The following is a 17,599-nucleotide window of genomic DNA, read 5'->3' as shown; positions in this document are numbered from 1 at the left end:
TCGACTCAGTGCACTGCTTTCCCGGATGTGACTGGTCCGGAAAGGAGACATGGTGCGAGGGGATCTATGCGGGGGGACCAGCCTTCCTGTGGCGCGCATTCGCTCAACCATGACGGTGACCCGGCCAACTTGCCGTCAGGGGGCCTCAGTTGGGGCCCGTCCCGCTCATCCGAATTAGCCGACGGTTGTTTGCATATATTCTCGAACGTTCCCGGTGACATTCGACGGCCCGACTGCTTAACGGCATTTCTGGGCCGGTTACTGCATTGTTCACCGGGCGATATTCCGGTGACCCGGGACGGCTTCGGACGACCGGTGTTCGCCGCACCGCCCGCCGCCACCGGCTGGCCTCCGGGCGCCCGCCTTTGCCTGGACGCCGCCACCGACGCGGGCCGGCAGTTCCTGGCCCTGACCCGGGACCTCCCCGTGGCGCTGTCCGTGCACACCGTTCCGCGCGGACCGGTCAGCGAACTGCTGCTTCCCTTCACGCCGTTGGAACGCGGCTACGTCCAGGAGGCCCCGCTGGGCCGGCGGGCGCAGCGGCTGGCCCAGCTGTGGACCCGTAAGGAAGCGGCCCTGCGGCTGACCGGACGGGGCGAGCTGGCCGCTGCCGACGCGATCGATGCGCTGAGCGGCGCGCGGGAGGGCAAGATCGTGATTCCCGGCTCCCCGGCCCACCCCGGCCGCACCGCCTACGTCCGGGATCTGCCCGCCGGCCCGCAGACCGTGGCCTGTGCGGCCACCTCCGCCCTGGCACCCGAGGTCAGGTTCTGGCGGGCGAACTCCCTTGACGGGCAGGCCGGTACGTACGGCGGCCCGGCGGTCGAGGCGGACAGCGCCGAGGCCACGGACACCGCTACGGCATGAGGACCGCGTGCGGATCCGGTCCCGCGCCCGCACGGCCGCCGGCGCTCAGCTCGCGCCAGCTCTCCAGCGCCAGCCGGAAGGCCCCGGCCTTCTCGTAGCCCTCGGCGGCCTCCTTGAAGTCGGCCTCTGCGGCCTCCTCGCCACCTTCCGCGCGGTGGGCGCGGGCCAGATGGAGCAGACAGCGGGCACGGTCGAGGGGCGTCAGCCCGGCGGCGTCGGGATCGATCGCGGCGGCATGGCCGGTGGCCTTCACCGGCTCGTTGCGGCGCAGTGCGGCGGCCGTCTCCAGGACGGCCAGCCAGGTCCTGGCGGACGGGGTGTCGATGAGCGCGGCGGCCTGCCGGGCCCGCTCCAGCAGGGCGTCGGCCTCGTCCTGACCGCCCGCCGCGAGTGCCAGCAGCGTCCGCGCGCGGGCCAGCCGCAGCCGCAGCCGCACCCCGTCCGTCGCGGCGAGCAGCTGCTCCGCCTCGGCCAGCAGCTCCAGCGCCCGGTCCGGATGCCCGCCGAGATACTGCGCACCGGCCACGGCCCACAGCGCGCTCGCCCGCAGTTCGCCGGCCGGAAGGGGTGCGACCTGGGTGTGCAGCTCCGCCCCGAGCTGCTCGGCGCGGCTCCACTCCCCGCTGTCGACGGACACGGACAGCAGCGCCACCTGGGCCTGCGCCCGCTCCGGGCGGCCGGGCTCCAGCTCGCCGGTGACCCGGACCGCCTCCTCGGCGAAGCGGACACCGTCCGCGAGGCGGCCCCCGGCGCGCAGCAGCTGGGCGAGTTCGATGGCGACGCGGGCGTGCAGCACGGGCGCGGAGCGGGTGAGGGGGTCGTCGAGCAGCCGGCGCAGTGCCGCCTCGTGACGGGCCGGGTCGTCGAGCCGCCCGAGGACGGTGGCCAGTTCCCAGCGGGCCTCCCAGCGCACCTCGTCCTGATCGGCGCCGGCCGCTTCCACCACGGACTCCAGCTGCTGCCGGGCCGCGGGCCAGTCACCGGCCAGCTGGCTGGCGCGGGCGGCCACCAACTGGCCGACCAGGCCGAGGCGCTGGGTCAGCCGGTCGCCCGGCTCGTCGGTGGCGCACAGCGCCTCGACCGTTGTGCCGAGGCGTTCGGCGATGGACCGGGCGATCTTGGCGCTGGGGATTCTGCGGCCGTTCTCGACCAGCGAGACATAGCTGGGGGAGAGATCGTCCCCGGCGAGGTCCCCCTGGGACAGACCCTGAGCGCGCCGGACGTCCCGCACTCGCTTACCGAAAGCAGGCTGCTCAATCGTCAAGAAAATCGCTCGCAGTTGAGTGGGGCGGACGGACGGTGGCAAGGCGCGGACGGCTGCGGACAGAGGGAACGTGATGACCGCGAGTCTACTCATCGGAGGTCCGCTCAGGGGCGCCTGTGGATGGTCTGGCGCCCGACAGGAGTCATTTTTTGTCACTTTCGGAGTACGCCATTCCCGTTTCCGCTGTGCGGGCATCGCGACAGCTGAGAGGCCAGCTCGGGCGGTCGGTGCCGGGGAGGGCGGGGAGGTGAGGGGGCTCGTGGACCGGCCGGAAGCGGGGCCGCTTGTCATATGGGGCAGTCGAGCGCAATGACTATGCTTGACAATAAATGACTATTGGCTGACGCTGACCCTCCATGGACTACGCCCCGAGGAGGGACATATGAGCTCCGCTCCCGCATGGCCGACCGTGGCCGCCGAGCCGGAGGACAGCACCGACAGCCGACGCGCGGCAGCCGTGCACCGGGTCCGGGACTTCCTGGTGAACGACGCCGGTACCGTGCACGATCTGCTGTGCGAGATCTCCACCCACCGCGCCGCGCGCTACGAGATCGAGTCGACCGTCGCCACCCTCGACGGGGCCCTGGACGAGGTGGCCGCCCACCGGCCCGGCCGGGTCCCCCGGCTGGCCGCCTTCATGCCGTCGAACGTCATCCTCTACTCCTACGCCCTCTACCTCCTGGTCCCCGCGCTCTACACCGACCGGCTGGTCTTCCGTCCCTCCAGCCGCGTCAAGGACCAGATGCACCGGCTGCACACCCTGCTCGCCGAGCAGCACGGTCTGCCCATCACCCTCAGCGGCGCCAGCCAGCGGGAATTCCTGCACGATCACGTACGCCCCGCCGATGTCGTCGTCTTCACCGGCGCCTACGCCAACGCCGAACAGATCCGCGCCCAGCTCTCCCCCGGGCAGCTCTTCCTCTTCCTCGGCTCCGGCGTCAACCCGTTCGTCGTCGCCCCCGGCGCCGATGTCGAGCAGGCGGCCCGCGACGCCATCGCCATCCGGGTCCTCAACACCGGCCAGGACTGCCTGGGCCCCGACCTGTTCACCGTCCATGAGTCGCTGCTCGACCCCTTCGTCGACGCCCTGGTCAGCGAGTTGAAGGGGCTGCGCTACGGCCCGTACTCCGACCCGGACGCCGATTTCGGGCCGATCTTCTACGAGAGCGCACTGGAGGACGGCGCGCAGTTCCTCGCCCGTAACCGCGGCGGCATCGTGCACGGCGGGCACGTCGACTTCCGTGCCCGGCGGCTCGACCCCACCGTCGTCGTCGGCGAGGAGGTCACTCCGCGCACCCACGTACCGGAGTTCTTCGCCCCGATCTTCAACATCGCCGGTTACCGCGACCAGGACGCCCTCGCCGCGACCCTCACCACCGGCATGTTCACCGAACGCGCCCTGGGCTCCAGCGTCTACGGCCACGCCCCCGGCCTCGTCGAGGCGCTGCGTCGGCGCACCACCGTCACCCTCGACACCACGTTGCTGTCCATCGACGACGGCAACGCCCCGTTCGGCGGTTACGGCCGGATGGCCAACTACATCTTCGACGGCGAGGAAGTGCGGGCCGAGCCCGTGCTGATCTCCAAGGCCGTCGCCGCCCACGGTCCGGGAGCCGGCCGATGACCTCGTACACCCACCCCACCGCCTGGGCCGCGATCGCCGACCACCTCCACCACCTGGGCACCGACGTGGTGTTCGGGCTGCCCGGCGACGACATGGCGCTGCTCGGCGAGCTGGAGCGTTCCGACACCACCGTGGTGCTCTGCCGGGACCAGCGCAACGCCCTGTTCATGGCGACCGGTTACGCGCTCGCGTCGGGCCGCCCCGGCGTCTGCGTGATCGGCAAGGGCCCGGCGCTGACCAATGCGCTCACCGGCGTCCTGGAGGCGCGCTCCGCCGCCGCACCGCTGATCCTCATCGCCGACGGCACCCGGCTCGACCGGCTCGGCACCGGCGCCTTCCAGGAGCTCGACCAGCTGACCGCGGTCCGCCCGTACGTGAAGTGGGCGGCCCGCGTCGACCACACCGAGCGGCTGCCCGGCGCCCTGGAGAAGGCCGCCGCGCTCGCCGTCAACGGCGCTCCGGGGCCGGTCTACCTGGAGCTCGCCGAGCAGATCGCCGCCGAACCGGTCACCCGCAGCGGGCCGTGGCGTCCGGCCACGCCCCAGCGGCCGGCCCCCGACCCGGACGCGCTGGCCGCCACCGCGGCGCGAATCGCCGCCGCCGAGCGGCCGTTGCTGCTGGTCGGCGGCGGCGCCCGGCACCGCAACACCGGCCGCCGCATCGAGCGCTTCGCCGAACGGATCGGCGCCGGTCTCTTCAGCACCGCCTCAGGACGCGGCACGGTCGCCGAGGACCATCCGCTCCACTGCGGCGTCAGCGGCCTCTACACGGTCGCCCCGATGGACGCGCTGTGGCGCGAGGCGGACCTCGTCATCGCGCTGGGCAGCCGGCTGGAGGAGACCGCCACCTTCGGCTGGCCGGATGATGCCGCCCAACTCCCGGTGATTCAAGCCGTGTTGGGGGAGGAGAGCCTGACCATGGAGCGGCCCGGCGCCCATGTGCTGGGTGACGCCGGACGGATCGTGGACGGCTGGGCGGGGCTGCTGGCCGGTCACCGGCCCGCCGACGCCTGGCCGGCGCGGGTCCGTGCGGCGCGTGCCGCGCTGGTGCAGCGCGCCGCGGACCGCGCCGAGGAGGCCGCCAAGACGGTGACCGACGGGGCCGTGCCGGTCGCCCGGGTGCTGGCCGCCCTCGACCGCGCCGTCCCCGCCGACCGGGTCCTGGTCCAGGAGAACGGCCTCCAGGACATGTGGTCGTACTTCTTCCCGCACTGGTCGCTGGGGTCCGGCGGCGGCTCCGTGGTGCCCAGCGAGCAGACCCCGCTCGGCTTCGGCGCGGCCGCCGCGGTGGGCGTACGGCTGGCCGAGCCGGCCGGGCGGCCGGTGGTCGCGGTGGTCGGCGACGGCGCCTTCAACCTCTTCCGCAGCGAGCTGCCCACCGTCGCCGACGCGGGCGCCGCCGTCCTCTATGTCGTCCTCGACAACGGCGGCTACGGCTGGCTCCAGTCCAACCTCGACCGGGTGTCCGGTACCGGCTCGCGCTTCGCCTTCACTCGCCCCCGCCCAACCGGAACCGAGGGCCTGACCAGCGCTTATGGCCTGGGCTACCGACGGGTGACGGACGCCGACGAGCTGGCCGGGGCGCTGGCGGACGGCTGGCGGCAGGTCGCGGCCGGGACCACCACCGTGGTGGAGGTGGCGGCCGCGCTCGCCGACACCCCGCCGGGGATGACCGCCTCCGCGGGGGACTTCCCGGAGCGGGAGGGCCCTCAGCCGGACGGGGCGCCCTAGGGGGAGACACCCCCAGGGGTCGTTCCTGTCGCCGGACCCTCACCACGGTGGCCGGTCGCCTGCCGAGGCGGAACCCGCCCGGCGGCGCGGCGCCACGACGGTGAGGGTCCGGCCGTATGCGAGAGGGCGGGCAACGCCCCTTACCCCCCGCCCCGGGGGGAGAGGGTTGCGTGCCCGGCCTCCTGCGGCCCGGGGGTGGCCGGAGGAGGCCGGGCACGTCTTCTTCGTACGGAGGGAGCCACGCCGAGGGCGTGCCGGGGGAGGTACTCCGCTCCGTACGGGATCGGGTGTCAGGTCTTGGTGCGGAACTTGGCGATGGCCGGCGGGGCGGTGAGCGCGGTGAGGGCCGCCGACCACACCAGCGTCCAGAACACCGGGCCGGCCACCGGGCCCTCGCCCAGGGCGAGTCCGCGGGCCGCGTCGGCCATGTGGGTCAGGGGGTTGAAGCGGGTGAAGGTCTGGAGCCAGTCCGGCATGGTCGCGGGCGGCACGAAGATCGAGGAGGCGAATTGCAGTGGGGTCAGCACCACGACCGAGAGCCCCTGGATGGCCTGAGCGGTGCGCAGGGTCAGGCCCAGCAGCATGAAGCCCCACACCAGTGAGGTGCCGAAGACGGCGGTCAGGGCGACCGCGGCCAGCAGGCCCGGCCAGTGTCCGGTGAGGTCGAAGCCGAGCAGCGCGCCGAAGACGAGGAGCACCGTGATGGCGACCAGCATCCGGCCGGTCTCCACCACGACCTTGGCCAGCAGCACCGAGGAGCGGGCGATGGGCATCGTGCGGAAGCGGTCCATCACGCCCGTACGGAAGTCGTCGTTGACGCCGACGCCCACGGCCATGGCGATGGTCATCCCGAGAATCACCATCAGCCCGGGGATCAGGAAGGTGGTGTACTGCGCGCGGTCGCCGCCGGCCCCGATCGCGCCGCCGAAGACGAAGACGAACAGCCCGGTCAGCACGATCGGCATCAGCAGTGCGTCGGTCATCGACGTCGGGTTCTGCCGGATCTGGAGGAGATTGCGGCGGGCCAGCGCGCCGGTGTGCCGCACCGTGGCCCGCAGGCCTATCCGCGGCTCGTCGAGGAGCGGGGCGGACGGTGCGGGGCGGGGCAGTACCTGAGGGGACGTCACGGATTCTCCTCGGCTCAGGCCCGGCTGCGGCGCTCGTCGAGCCACTTCTGCCAGTACGTGCGGCGGTCGCTGTCGGGGTGGGCGACGATGATGTCGCCGAGGACGGCGGAGCCGTTGATCCGTACGAGCGGGGTGATGGCCTCCGGGCCGGCGTGCTCCCGGGTCAGATTGCGCAGATCCCCGAGGACCTTGGAGCAGTTCATCTCGACCCGGACGCCTTCCGGCAGCAGCAGGTGCACATCGCCGACGAGCGCGCGGGCCTCGATGGTCAGCTCGCCGGTGGACGGTGCCGGGGAGGCGCACAGGTCGAGGGTCACATCTCCGAAGACCGCGGTCGCCGCGATGCCGTGCTCCAGCACGGGACTGTGGTGGACGAGGTCGCCGAAGGTGGCGCGGAAGGTGCGCTGTCCGGTGCCGGTCCCCGCCGAGGCGGGGGGTGTCACGTGCGGCAGATCCTCGCCGACGGACATCAACTCGGCGCGGGTACGGGCCAGATAGGCGGCCTCGGAGCGCTCGGCCAGCTCCTCCAGGGTTAACCGGCCCTCGGCGGTGGCCTCGCGGAGCCGTTCGACCATGGTCTCGCGCTCGGCGTCCGAGGCCAGCACCGAGGGCGACGAGGTGTGCGGGGACGCCACATCCTTGTGCAGATCGGGGCGTTGGGGCTGCGTCATCTGTGGTGCCTCCGCGGAGTCCGGCGGTGGTGGGGCGCTTGCGGCCTCATCCGACCACGACGCCGCGGGGGTATGCATCGCCGTGCGGTAGTACATCGAAAGGTTGACCCATGGCGCCGCCGCACACAGTTCGGTGTACCCGGCGGCCGGTTTTCCGTTGTGCGCACCGGCCTCTCACGAGGGGGCTCCGCACAATGCGCCGAGCCCCCTCGAAATGATCTCGGCGGGCCCGGTGAAGACGAGTGAAGGAATCCGAATATCGGTCGACTTCTTCTTGACTGCTTGGTAAAGTACCGACCACTCATTGTGACTCGCCGTTTTGATGCAGTCGGCCGGAGTCATCCACTGTTCGAAATCCGGAGGGCTTGTCGAATGCCTGAGCTGGCGGACACCGGGAGGAGAATCAAAGAGCTCCGGGTCGGCGCTGGAATGACCCAGCACGACCTTGCCGGGTCTGAAATGTCGTCCAGCTACATCTCGCTCGTCGAACGCGGGAAGCGTATTCCCAGCGGCCGGGCACTCAAGATCCTGGCGGAACGCCTCGGGGTCGGCGTGGACGAAATATCCGGCACCGCAGAGCAGGCCGAAACCACCAGCCGGGTCCGTAGGCTCGACCTCGTCGGACGATTGGTGGCGGCGCGCAGGCAATGGGACGGCGGGGACGCCGTGGGTGCGCTGTCCGAATTCCGCGCACTGGCCGAGATGGAGCCGGGCGGCCGGCAGGACGACGTATTCACCGAGGCGCAGCTCGCCATTGCCGAAATACTGGGCACGCTCGGCCGCGCCGACGAGGGCGCCGAGGTCCTGCTGCGGATGCTGGACGCCCCGGCTCCCGCGCCCTTCGCCGAGCCCCGGCTGCGCGCCCTGATCGCGCTGGCCGATCTGCTGGAGTCGGCCGGCCGGGTCCAGGACGGGCTGCGCTACGCCCTCACCGGCTCCCTCGAATGCGCCGGTCAGCGCCCCGGCACCGGGTTCCACTCGCTGCTGGTCCTCGAAGTGCTCACCCGCTGCGCGTATTGGAGCGGCTGCCCGGACTGGGCTCCCGACACCGACCATGGCCGGCCCTCGGCGGACGGGGTGCTCCCCGGGCCGCGCGCCGCCATCGATCTGCACCGGGCGCTCGACCTGCGCGACCGGGGCGAGGTGGAGCGTGCCGCCGCCCTGCTGGGGGAGTGTGGGCGCCGGGTGACCCCGGGCGCCGGCTTCCCGCTCTGGGAGAAGGTCAACGGGCATTACGCCCTGCTGTTGCTGCACCGCGGTGAGACGGCGGAAGCCCGCAGCATCGTCGAGCGCGGCCTGGTCGTGGCCTCGGTGGCGCAGGAACCGGAGTTCCCGCTCTGGCTGACGACCGCGGACGCGGTCCTTGCGGAGGCGGCCGGTGACAGCGGCCGGGTCCTTGCGCTGGGCGAGCTGCTGGCCGCGCTGCCCGATACGGGCCGCAGCCATGAGAAAGCCGCCGCGCTCCTGGAGATCGCGGCGGCATGCGAGCGGGTGGGGGACCGGGAAAGGGCGGCCGGGCACTTCCGGTATTCCGCGGAGCTGTTCCGGCGGGCCCAGGCGTACCGGCACGCCGAGCGGGCCCGGGAACGGCTGGCGGACCTCCTCGAAAAGCGGGACTGACGACCGCCGGGGCCAAAGTGCCGCGGCGGCGAAAATGCCGTTATTGCGCGCAATGCGCGTTTATTTATTAGCTTTCTTTCCCAATCCCAGTAGCGCGAACAAGGCCTCTGCGCCACCGATGATGGCCAGGATCAGCCCGGCCTTGTGAAGCGAAACGATCGGGGTCTCCACTTCCTTTGTGGTCAGCCATAGGACCAGACCTACGATCGCCAGAACAATACCTACGGCAATACCCTTCATGAGTTCCCCTCGTTCCTTGTGATGGTGTCGGTGCTCGTTGTACGGACCAGCGTCCCGTCCGCCCGGCACATTCGGATCATCCGCAGGTAGGCACTTTCCACCCCGCGGTCTGTCACTTTCTATGTACTCCCGGCCCGACCAGAGGGCGGCGCGGGGCGGCACGGAGGCGGCGTGCCGGGCGGCAACGGGGCGGTCAGGGGCAGCCAGGGGGCGCGGTAGGGGCGCCCCGCGCCCGCCCCGCGCCCGCCCGGCACCTGCCCCGTCAGTGCCCCGCCGGCGCCCGCCGGCGCCCCGGCCTTGTCCGTTGCCGTCCCCTCCGGACGCACCCCGCAACCGGTCAACCCCAGTCATCTGCCTGCCATAGTCAATTTTCGTGACTCGGCCAGTCATGCTCCTGAGAGCGTTTCCGCTGGTGCGAGGCCTGGTGGTCGGCAGAAGCGCGCCGCGTTGACTGACCTTCTTCCGTGAAAGCTGTTGACAGCACAATGACTCACCTGTCATGTTTCTGGTCATGAGGACGCCCCAAGCGTGACAACGGGGCAGAAAAGTAGGAGGCGAGTTCCATGGAGTTGCGCGAGGATCGGCGGCGCGTTGTCGTCACCGGCTGCGGCGTGGTGTCCCCCGTGGGAAACACCACCGCGGACTTCTGGGCCGCTCTCCTGGCCGGCCGTAGCGGCCTCGGTCCCGTCACCCGCTTCGATGCCTCGGACCTTCCGGTCCGTATCGGCGGGGAGGTCACCGATTTCGACACGACCGGCTACCTCACCCCGCAGGAGGCCCGGCGCAGCGACAGCTTCACCCAGTACGCGGTGGTCGCCGCCGCCCAGGCCCTGCGGGCGGCCGGCCTCGAACCGCCGGCCGGCATCGACCCGTACCGCTTCGCCGCGGTGATCGGCTCCGGCTACGGCGCCGCCCACGCGATCCAGCAGCAGTACGACGTCCTCAAGGAGAAGGGCCCGCGGCGGGTCTCCCCGTACCACTCGGTCCTCACCGCCATCGACCACCCGGCCAGCCTGCTGTCCATCAAGTACGGGATCAACGGCCCCAGTTGTGCGGTCTCCGCGGCCTGTGCCACCGGCGCGGTGGCCATCGGCGAGGCGACCGAGCTGATCCGCGCCGGCCGCGCCGATATCGCCCTGGCCGGCGGCGCGGACGATTCACTCACCGCCACCGACCTGGCCGGCACCGCCAACGCGCAGGCCCTCTCCCGCCGCAACGAGGACCCCGAAGGAGCCAGCCGGCCCTTCGACCGGGACCGCGCCGGCTTTGTGATGGCCGTCGGTGCCGGCGTCCTGACCCTGGAGGAGGCCGGGCACGCCGAGCGCCGCGGCGCACCGATCCTCGCCGAGGTGGCCGGGTACGCCGCCACCACCGACGCCCATCATGTGACCGCCCTCGACCCGACCGGCGCCGGAGCCATCCGCGCCGTGCGCGGTGCGCTCGCCGACGCGGGCCGGGCCCCCGAGGAGGTCGGGCAGGTCAGTGCCCATGGCACCGGCACCGTGCAGAACGACCGCATCGAGGCGGCGATCCTGCGCGAGGTGCTCGGCCCCGATCAGCTGCCCCGTACGCCGATCACCGCCGTCAAGAGCATGACCGGGCACATGCTCGGTGCGTCCGGGGCCGTCGAGGCCATCGCCGCGGTGCTCTCGCTGCGGGACCGCAAGATCCCACCGATCCGTAACTGCGACCACCCCGAGGAACCGGATCTCGACCTGGTGGTCAAGGGTGCCCGCGACTGGGACGGTGACGTGGTGCTGAGCAATTCGTTCGGATTCGGCGGCCACAACGCCGTACTCGTACTGACCCGCTACACAGGCTGAGGAGGGAGACGCATCATGCAGGGACGACTGGTGACCTTGGAATGGCCCGGCGACGACGACTGGGCCGCGATCGCCTCCTGGCTGCGGCCCGGCTCGCCGGCCGCCGTGCTCAGCGGGGACTGGGAACTGCTGGGCGCCGCCGAGGTCGAAGCGGCCAACCGCTCGGGGCGGGTCCACCATCTGGTGATCCGTACGAAGGACGGCGACGGCATCGGCACCGTCAGCTACCAGCGCAGCGGCCGGATCGGCGGCTTCACGGTCGGCGGCGCGATCGGCTCCCCCGAGCTGTGGCGCCGCGGCTACGGCGCGGAGGCGGTCGTCCTGCTCGTCGACTACCTCTTCCACCAACTCGACGCGCACCGGGTGCAGGTCACGACCGCCGGCTACAACAAGGGCATCATCCGGCTGATGACCAAGACCCCGTTCGTGGTCGAGGGCATCCTGCGCGACCACTGCTATCTCGACGGCGCGTATCACGACTCGATCGTGTGGGGGCTGCTCCGCGACGAGCACTACGCCTCGCTGAAGCCCAGCGACGGCAACCGCGTACTGGCCGTCGGACTCGAAGACTTCGTGGACGGGGACGACAAGGCCCAGGCCCGCGCCGTCCTCGCCGAGCATCTGACGACGACCGGGCGCACCGCGCTCGCGGAGTTCCTGGACGACGCCCCCGCACAGCACGACGGGGCCACGCCCGGCACCGCCGCCCGTGCCGACGGACTCCATGACACCGCCCGGACCGACGAGCCCGTCCCGGCCCCCGCCGCCCCCGCGCGAGGTGCCGCATGAGAGACGGCGCCGAGAGCTTCGCCCTGGCCGACCGCACCTTCTTCGACTGGCCCGGCAACTGGGACCTGGAAGCCACCCGCTTCCCCGCCCCGCCGCTGCCCGACGGCTGGACCCGCGACGACAACGACGCCTGGACCTTCTGCCGCCCGCCCGAGGACCACCTCCCCGACCAGGGCTGGAAGATCCACGTCAGCGCGGCCCAGGAGGACGCCCACCGCACCCTCGCCGATGTCGCCGCCTACTGCACCCGGCACGGCATCGCCTTCAAGTACCTCAAGAGCGCCAACGTCTTGCGAGCCCTGAGCCGCAAGTACGCCCAGCGCTCCTCCGCCGGCAAGCTCCTGACCGTCTACCCCGTGGACGAGGCCGAGCTGGCCCGCACCCTCGAAGGTCTGGACGCGCTCGTCGGCGGCCGGCCGGGCCCGTACGTCCTCACCGATCTGCGCTTCCGCGAGGGCCCGCTGTACGTACGCTACGGCGGCTTCCGCACCCGCTACATGGAAGACGCCGACGGCGAGCTGGTGACGGCCTTCCGGCGCCCCGACGGCACACCGGAACCGGACCGCCGCGCCCCGGTCTTCCACACCCCCGACTGGGTGGCGACACCGGACATCCTCAAGGACTCGCTGGCCGCCCGGCAGGCCGTGGACGACTTCCCGTACCGGATCACCGGTGCGCTGCACTTCTCGCACGGCGGCGGCGTCTACCGCGCCGAGCCGGCCGGCGACCACGCCCTCGGCGCCGGGGAGCGCAGCGTCGTCCTCAAGGAGGGCCGGCCGTACTCGGGTACGGACGGCGTCGGCCGCGACGCGGTCGCCCGGCTCGCCCATGAGCACCGGATTCTGGCGAAGCTGGCCGGACTGCCCGGTATCCCCCGCACCTTCGGCACCTTCCAGGTCCGCGACCACCTGTTCCTGGTCCTGGAGGAGGTCGAGGGGCAGGACTTCCAGTCCTGGCTGGCCGGGATCTATCCGCTGACCGTGCCCGAACCCGACGAGGCGGCCGTGGCCGCCCACCGGGACCGCGCCCTGGCCCTGTTCGGCCGGATCGAGGCGCTGATCGCCTCGGTGCACGGGCGCGGGGTCCGCATCGGCGATCTGCACCCGGGCAACTTCATCATCCAGCCCGGCGACATCCCCGTCCTGCTGGACTTCGAGGTGGCCGACGCGATCGACCTGGCCACCCCCAGCAGCCTCGGCGCCCCGGGCTTCCACCGGGCCGACGCCACCGGCGCGGACGGTGACCACTACGCACTGGCCGCCATCGCGCTGTGGCTGTTCCTGCCGCTCGCCGCGCTCGGCGGGCTGGCCCCCGACAAGGCGTCGGCGCTGCTCGACACCGCGGCACGCCGGTTCGGCCTCCCGGGCGACCTGGTGGCACGGCTGGCCCCGCAGCTCGCCCCCAACGACAACACGACCTCCCCGCTCCGCAGCGCCCCAGGGGCGTTCCCACCGCCCGATGTGCTGGCCTCGATCGGCCGCGGGCTGCGCGACAGCGCCACCCCGCACCGCACGGACCGGCTGTACCCCGGTGACTTCGCCCAGTTCGCCGAGGGCGGCGCGGGCTTCGGACACGGCGCGGCCGGCGTCCTGTGGGCCCGCCACACCGTCCTCGGGGAACGCGACGAGGAAGGCGCGGCCTGGCTGCGCGCCGCCGTCGACCGGGTCCCCGCCGAGCGGACCGGCTTCTATGACGGCCTGCACGGAATGGCCTATGTCTTACGGGAGCTGGGCGACGACGAGGGGGCCCTGCGCGCCCTCGACCGGGCCGCGGACCGGCTCTCCGTACGCCACTGCCCCAGCCTCTACCGCGGCCTGTCCGGCGTCGGCCTGAACCTTCTGCACTTCGCCGACGCGCTGGACAGCGACGCCCTGCGGCAGCAGGCCCTCGGCCTCGCCGACCGGGTCACCGAGCGGCTCGCGGCGGCCCGCACCGAGCCCGTCGAGCACAAGCGCCGACGCGGCTCCACCCACGCCGCCGGGCTGATGTACGGCTGGTCGGGACCGGCGCTGTTCCTGCTCCGCGCCCACCGGGCCACCGGCGACCGGGGCCTGCTGGACGAGGCGGTCCGGGCCGTCCACCGCGACCTCGACCGCTGCGCGTCAGGACCGCAGGACACCCTTCAGGCCGACGAGGGATTCCGGCTGCTGCCCTATCTCGACAACGGCAGCGCGGGCATCGCCCTCGTGGCGGCCGAACTCCTGCGCCACCGCGACGACGCGCGGATCCGCGAGGCCCTGCCGGCCCTGCTGCGGGCCTGCTCCTCCGACTTCGTCATCGAATCGGGGCTGTGGGGCGGACGCGCCGGACTGATCGGCACCCTCGCCACGTTGCGCGAGTGGGTCCCGCTGCCCGCGGAGACCGCCGAGCGGCAGCTGCGCCGCCATCTGACCAACCTTCACCAGCACGCCATGACGCTGAACGGCGCGACGGTCTTCCCCTGTGACGGCCGGGCCCGGATCTCCATGGACGTGGCCACCGGCGGGGCCGGCGTACTGCTGGCCCTCGGCGCCGCCGAACGGGGCACCGAACTGCTCCCGTTCCTCACCGACTCGCGGTCCGCCGCGGCCGTTCACTCGGCCGCCCCGGAGCGCGCCCGCGGCGCCCATGGCGCCGCGACCCCCGCCGCCCCGTCCGGGACGGCGGGCACTGCGGACAACGGAAGGGAGGTGTCGTAAATGACCATCATGGATCTTCAGGGTCTGGAGGTGCCGGGCGAGCGTGAGGCCCAGGCGCTCGGCTCCACCGTCAGCACCGGCTGCTGATGTGACGCCGGCGGGCCGTGCACCGCAATGTCCGTCCCGCCGGCTCCAGGTGTCCCGCAACGGCACCTGGGACATCAGCTCCGCTGTCCACCGTTCCTGCTCATCCCCGAAGGGAGGTGTCGCAATGACCATCATGGATCTTCAGGGTCTGGAGGTGCCGGGCGAGCGTGACGCTCAGGCGCTCGGCTCCACCGTCAGCGGCGGCTGCTGACACCGAGTTCGGTGTCCTCTACGCACTGTACGCACCCGGATCGGACAACGGAAGGGAGGGGTTCGAGATGAGCATCATGGATCTTCAGGGTCTGGAGGTGCCGGGCGAGCGTGACGCCCAGGCGCTCGGTTCCACCGTCAGCGGCGGCTGCTGACACGGCGCCCGGTGGTCCCGTGCTTCGCGCACGGGCCACCGGGCCCCCTTTTGTGCGTGTACCCCACGTCCGGACAGCGGCCAACGGACGGAGTCCAGTTGAACGACCACACGGGCCCGGCCCGCTCCCTCTGCATCATCGGCTGCGGCCCGCGCGGCGCCTCGATCGTCGAGCGGATCCTCGCCAACGTCCCGGCCCTGTACGGCGACCGGCCCCTGGATCTGCACATCGTCGATCCGTACCCGCCGGGTGCCGGCCGCACCTGGCGCACCGGCCAGTCCGGCCTGCTGTGGATGAACTCCGCCGCCGAGCAGGTCACGATGTACCCGGACGAGAGCGTGGAGTGCGACGGGCCGCCGCGGCCCGGCCCCACGACCGCCGGCTGGCTCGACGCCCCGCTCCACGACGGCGCCTACGCCGCCCGCCGCGACCAGGGCCGCTACCTGCGCCACTTCTTCGCGACCGTGACCCGTGAACGGCCCGCCTCGGTACGGCTGTACGTCCACCGGGCCCGGGTGACCGATCTGCGGCGCACCACCGCCGACGGGGCGGCACCGGACGGGCGGGGCCGCCAGCAGGTGATCCTCGACTCCGGCGAACCCCCCTTCCTCGCCGACCGGGTGGTGTTCGCCCAGGGCCATACGGAGACCCTCGCCGCCCCCGTGCCGGCCGGCCTGACCCGGATCGGCCCCGGGCCCGCCGACGCGGAGGCGCTGGAGCGCATCCCGGCCGGTGCGCCCGTCGTCGTCCGCGGCCTCGGTCTGGTCTTCATCGACTGTCTGGCGCTGCTGACGGAGGGCCGCGGCGGCCGCTTCACGCGCACCCGGGACGGTGCGCTGCGCTATCTGCCGTCCGGACGCGAGCCGCGGCTGTACGCCGGCTCCCGCCGGGGCGTTCCGCTGCCGCCCAAACCGGCCAAACCGGCGCCCGCGGCACCGGCCACGGCCCCGGCCGCCGCCCCCCGCTTCGCCACCGTCGACGCCTGCCGCGCCCGGCTGTACCGGCCCGGCGCCTCCTTCGCCCGCGATGCCTGGCCGCTGGTGGTGGCCGAACTGGGCTGGTGCCACTACCGCGCGCTCTTCGCGGAACAGCCCGCTCGTACCCGTATGAGCTGGCAGGACTTCGACGCCCAGTACGCCGTGCTGATCACCGACGCCGACCGGCTGGCCAAACTCGCCCGTGCCGCGGTGCCCGACCCCGCCGACCGCCTCGACCTGGACCGGCTGGCCGCGCCGCTGGCCGGGCTGCGGTTCGCGGGCACCGAAGACCTCCAGCGGCAGCTGCGCGGCCACCTCGCCGAGGTGCTGCAACGCCGTACCGGACCGGCGCGCGGTGTCGACACCGCCCTGGTCGACGCCCTCCAGCGGGTCGGCTCGGTCATCGAGGAGCTGTGGCGGTCCGGGGGCCTGGACGCCCACCATGTCGCGGCGGCGCTGCGGCACTTCGCGCTCGGTACGTACCTCAGCTCGGGCCCGCCGCCGCTGCGCGCCGCACAGCTGCTGGCGCTTGCCGAGGCGGGGATCGTGACGTTCGTGGGGCCCGAGATGCGGGTCGTGGCCCTGGACGGGGACGGGGACGAGGCGGGGGACGGGGCCGGGGAGCGCGCCCCGGGCGGCGCGGTCTTCCGCGCGAGCAGCCCCGCCGTGCCCGGTGCCGTGCACGAGGCGGCCGTCCTGCTCGACGCCCGCCTTGCGGCTCCCGACCCGGACCGGGTCACCGACCCCCTGCTGCGCGCCCTGCTGTCCCGCGGCGAGCTGGCCCAGGAGCACACCGAGGACGGAGCGGGCGGCATGCTGCACCTGTCCGGCGCGGGTCTGCATCCCGTCGATGCGTACGGCGCCGTGCACCGGGACCGGATCATCGCCGGACCGGCCCAGTTCCCCCGTCCGCACACCAACGCCGTCTACTTCCGCCAGAACGACGCCCTGGCGCGCGGACTGCTCACCGACGGGTGACGCCGGGGGCCGCACCCCCCCGCGTCCGGCCCCCTTCAGCCCTGCAGGGAGATCCCGTGCTGCTGCGCCAGAATCGCGGCCTGCACCCGGCTGCGCAGATGCAGCTTCGACAGAATGCGGCTGGTGTGCGTCTTCACGGTGCCCTCCGCGAGGTTGAGGGTCTCGGCGATGGCGCTGTTGGGCAGCCCGCGGGCGATACAGGCCAGCACCTCCAACTCCCTTTTGGTGAGGGTGTCGAGGGCCTGTGTGGCGCCGTCCGGCAGCGTGGGGCCGGTCGCCGGCGGCCGGCCGGCGAACTCGGTGATCAGGCGCCGGGCGATGGCCGGGGTGAGGAACCCGTCCCCGTACGCCACCTCCCGTACCGCGCTGACCAGTACGGCCGGTTCCGCGTTCTTGAGGATGAAGCCGCCGGCGCCGGCCCGCAGCGCCCCGAAGATGTACTCGTTGAGGTCGAAGGTGGTCAGCACCAGCACCTCCGCGAGCCCGCGCTCCACGATCCTGCGGGTCGCGGCGACCCCGTTGAGCTGCGGCATCTGCACGTCCATCAGTACGACATCGGGCCGCAGTTCGGCGGCCATCCGGACCGCCGTGGCACCGTCACCGGCCTCACCGACCACCGTGATGCCCGGGTCGGTCTGCAACACCAGGACCAGCCCGGACCGTACGGCGGCCTGGTCATCGGCCACCAGCACCCGTATGCCCTCGGGCCTGTCCACCGGAGCCTGGGCCGGCGCACCCGCCGGCCCGCCCCTCCGCTCG

The 17,599-nt window shown here is 72.6% G+C and carries 15 protein-coding genes; 10 read left to right on the top strand and 5 right to left on the bottom strand.

Annotated features, from left to right (window positions below):
* The first annotated feature begins 288 nt into the window (after positions 1 to 288).
* Positions 289 to 867 (top strand): 4'-phosphopantetheinyl transferase superfamily protein, encoded by a 579-nt coding sequence (locus IF67_RS0121100; protein ID WP_030987875.1) that lies wholly within the window; start codon positions 289 to 291, stop codon positions 865 to 867.
* On the opposite strand, the gene IF67_RS0121095 is transcribed toward IF67_RS0121100, so the two are convergent.
* The gene (locus IF67_RS0121095) at positions 857 to 2,098 is read right to left on the bottom strand and encodes a helix-turn-helix domain-containing protein (protein WP_234341216.1); all 1,242 of its coding nucleotides are present in this window, start codon (positions 2,096 to 2,098) and stop codon (positions 857 to 859) included. The genes IF67_RS0121100 and IF67_RS0121095 overlap by 11 nt on opposite strands.
* 415 nt (positions 2,099 to 2,513) lie before the next feature.
* Between IF67_RS0121095 and IF67_RS0121090 the strand changes: the two genes are divergently transcribed.
* Together IF67_RS0121090 and IF67_RS0121085 are read left to right on the top strand one after the other, a co-directional pair.
* Entirely contained in the window at positions 2,514 to 3,755 is a 1,242-nt protein-coding gene (locus tag IF67_RS0121090; RefSeq protein ID WP_051818385.1) for an aldehyde dehydrogenase family protein, read from the top strand.
* Positions 3,752 to 5,485 (top strand): thiamine pyrophosphate-binding protein, encoded by a 1,734-nt coding sequence (locus tag IF67_RS0121085; RefSeq protein ID WP_030987868.1) that lies wholly within the window; start codon positions 3,752 to 3,754, stop codon positions 5,483 to 5,485. Before IF67_RS0121090 ends, IF67_RS0121085 begins: the two co-directional genes overlap by 4 nt.
* Before the next feature lie 290 nt (positions 5,486 to 5,775).
* Here IF67_RS0121085 and IF67_RS0121080 read toward each other — a convergent pair whose 3' ends face one another.
* Positions 5,776 to 6,612, bottom strand: coding sequence for an ABC transporter permease (locus IF67_RS0121080; protein WP_030987866.1), 837 nt, complete (start codon positions 6,610 to 6,612; stop codon positions 5,776 to 5,778).
* Positions 6,613 to 6,626: 14 nt separating this feature from the next.
* Complete coding sequence (locus IF67_RS0121075; protein ID WP_051818383.1) at positions 6,627 to 7,283, bottom strand: DUF1707 SHOCT-like domain-containing protein; 657 nt, start codon at positions 7,281 to 7,283, stop codon at positions 6,627 to 6,629.
* Between the two features lie 372 nt (positions 7,284 to 7,655).
* Between IF67_RS0121075 and IF67_RS0121070 the strand changes: the two genes are divergently transcribed.
* Entirely contained in the window at positions 7,656 to 8,903 is a 1,248-nt protein-coding gene (locus IF67_RS0121070) for a helix-turn-helix domain-containing protein (protein WP_078889547.1), read from the top strand.
* Positions 8,904 to 8,963: 60 nt separating this feature from the next.
* On the opposite strand, the gene IF67_RS0121065 is transcribed toward IF67_RS0121070, so the two are convergent.
* Positions 8,964 to 9,143, bottom strand: coding sequence for a DUF5708 family protein (locus tag IF67_RS0121065; RefSeq protein WP_030075520.1), 180 nt, complete (start codon positions 9,141 to 9,143; stop codon positions 8,964 to 8,966).
* 563 nt (positions 9,144 to 9,706) lie between these two features.
* Here IF67_RS0121065 and IF67_RS0121060 point away from each other — a divergent pair.
* From IF67_RS0121060 to IF67_RS0121030, 6 genes are all read left to right on the top strand, one after another.
* Positions 9,707 to 10,966 carry a beta-ketoacyl-[acyl-carrier-protein] synthase family protein gene (locus tag IF67_RS0121060; protein ID WP_030987860.1) on the top strand — a complete coding sequence of 420 codons (1,260 nt, stop codon included), beginning with the start codon at positions 9,707 to 9,709 and terminating at the stop codon, positions 10,964 to 10,966.
* A 15-nt stretch (positions 10,967 to 10,981) separates the two neighbouring features.
* The gene (locus IF67_RS40395; protein WP_051818380.1) at positions 10,982 to 11,755 is read left to right on the top strand and encodes a GNAT family N-acetyltransferase; all 774 of its coding nucleotides are present in this window, start codon (positions 10,982 to 10,984) and stop codon (positions 11,753 to 11,755) included.
* Positions 11,752 to 14,433: a class III lanthionine synthetase LanKC gene (gene lanKC, locus IF67_RS0121050; protein WP_051818378.1), complete on the top strand. Its 2,682-nt coding sequence runs from the start codon at positions 11,752 to 11,754 to the stop codon at positions 14,431 to 14,433. Before IF67_RS40395 ends, lanKC begins: the two co-directional genes overlap by 4 nt.
* The gene (locus IF67_RS46330; protein WP_199812551.1) at positions 14,434 to 14,520 is read left to right on the top strand and encodes a class III lanthipeptide; all 87 of its coding nucleotides are present in this window, start codon (positions 14,434 to 14,436) and stop codon (positions 14,518 to 14,520) included.
* Between the two features lie 167 nt (positions 14,521 to 14,687).
* The gene (locus IF67_RS43805) at positions 14,688 to 14,885 is read left to right on the top strand and encodes a hypothetical protein (protein WP_158713136.1); all 198 of its coding nucleotides are present in this window, start codon (positions 14,688 to 14,690) and stop codon (positions 14,883 to 14,885) included.
* Between the two features lie 98 nt (positions 14,886 to 14,983).
* Positions 14,984 to 16,840 carry an FAD/NAD(P)-binding protein gene (locus IF67_RS0121030; RefSeq protein ID WP_037839645.1) on the top strand — a complete coding sequence of 619 codons (1,857 nt, stop codon included), beginning with the start codon at positions 14,984 to 14,986 and terminating at the stop codon, positions 16,838 to 16,840.
* Positions 16,841 to 16,875: 35 nt separating this feature from the next.
* Here IF67_RS0121030 and IF67_RS0121025 read toward each other — a convergent pair whose 3' ends face one another.
* Complete coding sequence (locus IF67_RS0121025; protein ID WP_030987853.1) at positions 16,876 to 17,556, bottom strand: response regulator transcription factor; 681 nt, start codon at positions 17,554 to 17,556, stop codon at positions 16,876 to 16,878.
* Between the last annotated feature and the right edge of the window lie 43 nt (positions 17,557 to 17,599).

It is taken from the genome of Streptomyces sp. NRRL S-1813, from assembly GCF_000719605.1.
Classification (GTDB): Bacteria; Actinomycetota; Actinomycetes; order Streptomycetales; family Streptomycetaceae; genus Streptomyces; species Streptomyces decoyicus.
Note: the sequence above shows the minus strand (reverse complement) of the source record. Positions and strands in the feature narration are given on the sequence as shown.

Bases quoted from the DNA above. Each gene is read 5' to 3' on its own strand.
- IF67_RS0121090 (WP_051818385.1), top strand. From the start codon at position 2,514: ATGAGCTCCGCTCCCGCATGGCCGACCGTGGCCGCCGAGCCGGAGGAC.
- IF67_RS0121085 (WP_030987868.1), top strand. From the start codon at position 3,752: ATGACCTCGTACACCCACCCCACCGCCTGGGCCGCGATCGCCGACCAC.
- IF67_RS0121075 (WP_051818383.1), bottom strand. From the start codon at position 7,283: ATGACGCAGCCCCAACGCCCCGATCTGCACAAGGATGTGGCGTCCCCG.
- IF67_RS0121070 (WP_078889547.1), top strand. From the start codon at position 7,656: ATGCCTGAGCTGGCGGACACCGGGAGGAGAATCAAAGAGCTCCGGGTC.
- IF67_RS0121065 (WP_030075520.1), bottom strand. From the start codon at position 9,143: ATGAAGGGTATTGCCGTAGGTATTGTTCTGGCGATCGTAGGTCTGGTC.
- IF67_RS0121060 (WP_030987860.1), top strand. From the start codon at position 9,707: ATGGAGTTGCGCGAGGATCGGCGGCGCGTTGTCGTCACCGGCTGCGGC.
- IF67_RS40395 (WP_051818380.1), top strand. From the start codon at position 10,982: ATGCAGGGACGACTGGTGACCTTGGAATGGCCCGGCGACGACGACTGG.
- lanKC (WP_051818378.1), top strand. From the start codon at position 11,752: ATGAGAGACGGCGCCGAGAGCTTCGCCCTGGCCGACCGCACCTTCTTC.
- IF67_RS46330 (WP_199812551.1), top strand. From the start codon at position 14,434: ATGACCATCATGGATCTTCAGGGTCTGGAGGTGCCGGGCGAGCGTGAG.